We start from the raw sequence: 4,119 nt of genomic DNA, 5'->3' as shown, positions 1-4,119 counted from the left end.
ACAGTATGTCTAACACACAATGTCCCCTCCGGTCGGTGACCGGAGGGGACATGACAAGTTGTGGAGCGACGCGGGCGATCAGACCGTGCGCGGGCCCACCGGTTTGACCTCGGGGTTGCCCTCGAGTGCTTGCTCGGCGGAGGTGGGCGATGCGTGCGGATCGCTCACCAGGGACTGCTCGTCGAAGGGCTCTTGGCCGGCGAGAACGCGGTTCACGCGCTCCTTGTCCACCTGCTTGACCAGGGTGCCCAGCACCACGGTGGCCACGGCGTTACCGGAGAAGTTGGTGAGCGCGCGGGCCTCGGACATGAAGCGGTCGATACCGACGATCAGGCCCACGCCGTCCACCAGGTCGGGGCGGTGGGACTGCAGGCCGGCGGCCAGGGTGGCGATGCCGGCGCCGGAGACACCGGCGGCGCCCTTGGAGGCGATGATCATGAACAGCAGCAGGGTGATCTGCTCACCCAGGGCCAACGGGGTGCCCATGGCGTCCGCCACGAAGAGCGCGCCCATGGTCAGGTAAATCGCGGTGCCGTCCAAGTTGAAGGAGTAACCGGTGGGAACCACCACGCCCACCACGGGCTTGGAGACACCCAGGTGTTCCATCTTGGCAATGAGGCGAGGCAGTGCGGCTTCGGAGGATGAGGTGGAGAAAATGAGCAGGTATTCACGGCCCAGGTACTTCATGAGCTTGAAGATATTCACCCCGGTGACCAGCTTGAGCATCAAACCCAGCACCACCACGATGAACAGGATGCAGGTGATGTAGAACGCCGCCATCAAGCCGATCATGGAGATGATGGCCTGGATGCCGGTGGCACCGACAACCCCGGCGATGGCGCCCAGGGCACCGATCGGGGCAACCCACATGACCATCATGAGCAGGCGGAAGACCACGGCCTGGATGTAGGTCACGGCCTTGAGCACGGGCTTGCCGGACTCCCCCATGGCCTGCAGCGCGAATCCGATCAGCAGGGCCACGAACAGGGTCTGCAGGATGTTGCCGGCGGTCAGCGAAGACAGCAGGGTGGTGGGGATGATCCCCAGCAGGAACCCGATTGTTCCCTCTTCACCGTGATCCGCGGTGGACGCCAAACCGGCGGAATCATAGCTGGCGTTGGACAGGTCCAGGCCGCTACCGGGCTGTACGATGTTGCCGACCACCAGGCCGATGAACAATGCGAACGTGGACATGATCAAGAAGTAGGCCAGGGCCATGCCGCCCACCTTGCCCACGGTGGCGGCGTGGGCGATCGAACCCACGCCCAGCACAATGGTGCAGAAAATGACCGGTGCAATCATCATCTTGATCAACCCGATGAAGGCGGTGCCCAGTGGTTTGAGGGTCACGGCGAAGTCGGGGACGATCAGGCCGAGCAGGGCGCCAATGACCACACCGGCGATCACGAACATGTAGAGGTAGTGGGTGCGGTCCTTCTTGGGCTTGCGTTGCGCCCCTCCGGACACGGTCTGCGCCGACCGCGGTGCCGTTGAGTTATCGGCCATGATGGCTCCTTAGAACACGAGTGCTGGAATAGTGACCAGCCTCACGCAGCCCTGTGAGTTCTGTCGCGTTGTGTTCATACTGTTCATGGCGCCGGTCACACCCTGTCTCAACCGGCCGACCCAAAGATTGACGGAGGTGCACGTGTCACTCGCCAAACGGTTCCTGGCCCTGCAGCTCGGACTGGTGATCGTCATTTCCGTGGTCGTGTCCCTGGTCATGATCCAGCAGACCCGCTCGTGGGTCACCATGCGAGCGGAGTCGGTGACCCGGGCGGCCACGTCCGTGATGGCTCAGGACCCGTTCGTGCGCGAGGGCCTGACCTCCACCGACCCCACCGATCGCCTGCAGGCCTACGCCCATCGAGTCGAGGACGAATCCGACATCGACTTCGTCACGCTCATGACCCCCGACGGCATCCGCCTCACCCACGCGATTCCGGAGTACGTGGGGCACGAGTATTTGGGGGATCGTTCTCACGCACTCGCCGGCGAGACCTACACCGAAACCGAAACCGGTCAGCTGGGCCCCTCGGTACGCACCATCGCACCCGTTTACGACACCGACGGTTCCATTGTCGGCCTGGTCTCCAGCGGCGTGCTGCTCGACCAGATCACTCAGGAGAATCGGCAGCAGCTTCCGGGGCTCGCGTTGATCGTCGCGGCCCTGCTCGCCATGTCCTCCCTGGTCAGCTACGTCTTGGCCCGCTACCTCAGCCGCGCCACCAACGGTCAGGCGCCGGAAGCGCTCGTTCGTTCACAGGCTCTCAACGACGCCGTTCTGGCCGAAGCCCGCGAGGGTCTCGTCCTGCTCGACGAACTCGGCCGCCCGGTGCTCGCAAATGCCCGCGCCCGTCACCTGCTCGATATGCCCACCGCCGCCGACGACGCAGCCCCGGCACGGCGCCGTCGTTCCGTCGCGTTGCGGCGCAGAACTGAACCGTGGCCCGCGGGCACCTTGCCCGCGGCGGTCCTCGGACTCCTCGACCGCCGGCGCGTCTTCTCGGACCAGTGGTGCACCGTGGGTGCCCGGACGTTGATCGTCTCGTGCGTGAAGGCATCACAGGACTCCAAGTTGCGAGTGCTCATCGTTCAGGATCACACCGAACTCACCCGACTGTCCGGGGAGCTGGACTCCGTGCGCACCATGGCCGCTGGTCTGCGAGCGCAAACGCACGAGCACGCGAACCGGATGCACACCGTGGTGTCCCTGCTGGAGCTCGAACGGTACCCGCAGGCCCTCCATTTCGCGGCCTCCAATCTCTCGGTGACCCGCGATCTCGGATCAACGGTGACGGAGTCGGTGGCGGACCCCTATCTCTCCGCCTTGCTACTGGGCAAGACCGCAGAGGCACACGAGCGCGGCGTGGACCTGCAGGTCCTGGCGCACGGTGACATACCGGCGTCCTCTGCGGACCCTTTGGAGGTGGTCAGCGTGGTCGGGAATTTGTTGGACAACGCGATTTACGCGGCGGCATCCAACCGGCACCGGGAAGAACCGGCGGTCGAGGTGGAGCTCGCGCCGTCCGAGCGCGCAGGATACGTGCATCTGACCGTGGCCGACACCGGCCCGGGAGTGGATCCCGCGGTTGCTGATTCCCTGTTCGACCGAGGGGTCTCGACCAAACCGATCGGCGGTTCCATGCGCGGGGTGGGCCTCCACCTCGCGCAGCAGATTGCCGAATCGTGGGGATCTCACCTGCGGTTCGTCAACGAGGCCGGGGCAGTGTTTACCGTGGAGATCCCGGTACTGGGCTCATCCCCCGACCGGGAGGGAGGACAACCGTGATCAATACGTTTGTCGTGGACGACGAGGAACTCACCGCCGCCGCGCACGCGGAGTACATTGGCCGCTGCCCCGGGTTCCGGGTGGTGGGGGTCGCCCTGACCGGGCAGGCGGCGGCCCGAGCCATCATTGAGAAAGCCTCCGGGCCGGAACCCGTGCATTTGGTCCTGCAGGACATCAACCTCCCGGACATGTCCGGGTTGGATGTGGCCAGGACTTTACGGGCGCGCCGGGTCGATGTCGACTTCATGATCGTCAGCGCCCACCGTGACGCGGGAACCGTGCGCGGGGCCACGGCGCTCGGGGTGGTCGGGTACTTGATCAAGCCGTTCACCTTTGACGTGTTCGAGCGCAAGCTCGCGTCCTATGCTCAATACCACCGGCTGCTTTCCTCGGCCACACCGGCGTCCACCACGTTCGATCAAAATGAGCTGGACCGGGCCTTCGCCGCCATGCAGGAGCAATCGGCGCCGAGGGTTCCCAAGGGGCTGTCCCCCGAAACCCTGGACTCATTGGTGACCGCGCTGCAGCAGGTCGCGGGGTTCTACTCGGCGGCCGAGCTGGCCAGGGAACTGGGACTGTCGCGGGTGACCGCACGGCGTTACCTGGAGCATCTGACCGAGCGGGGCATCGTGGAACGGCGGCCCCGCCACGGCACGCCCGGACGGCCGGAGTTGGAGTACGGCTGGAACGGGTGAGCTCACAGATCCGCAGGGCGGCCGGGTACGCGTACCCGGCCGCCCTCCGTCACGAGACGACGCCTCAGGACTTGGGCGCCAGGATCGAATGCAGCGCCTCCAACACCGAGTCGTCCTCAATGGTGGAGGGCA

At 65.4% G+C, this 4,119-nt stretch carries 3 protein-coding genes; 2 read left to right on the top strand and 1 reads right to left on the bottom strand.

Annotation, left to right across the window (positions count from 1 at the left end):
• Positions 1 to 78: 78 nt before the first annotated feature.
• Positions 79 to 1,506, bottom strand: a complete 1,428-nt coding sequence (locus tag Q4E95_RS11495) for a cation:dicarboxylase symporter family transporter (RefSeq protein WP_303383438.1) — start codon at positions 1,504 to 1,506, stop codon at positions 79 to 81.
• A 142-nt stretch (positions 1,507 to 1,648) separates the two neighbouring features.
• On the opposite strand from Q4E95_RS11495, the gene Q4E95_RS11490 reads away from it, so the two are divergent.
• Complete coding sequence (locus tag Q4E95_RS11490) at positions 1,649 to 3,292, top strand: ATP-binding protein (protein WP_303383437.1); 1,644 nt, start codon at positions 1,649 to 1,651, stop codon at positions 3,290 to 3,292.
• The gene (locus Q4E95_RS11485; protein ID WP_303383436.1) at positions 3,289 to 3,987 is read left to right on the top strand and encodes a response regulator; all 699 of its coding nucleotides are present in this window, start codon (positions 3,289 to 3,291) and stop codon (positions 3,985 to 3,987) included. The genes Q4E95_RS11490 and Q4E95_RS11485 overlap by 4 nt, the downstream gene beginning before the upstream one ends.
• Positions 3,988 to 4,119 lie beyond the last annotated feature (132 nt).

This window comes from Kocuria sp., assembly GCF_030536815.1.
GTDB classification, from domain to species: Bacteria; Actinomycetota; Actinomycetes; order Actinomycetales; family Micrococcaceae; genus Kocuria; species Kocuria gwangalliensis.
Note: the sequence above shows the minus strand (reverse complement) of the source record. Positions and strands in the feature narration are given on the sequence as shown.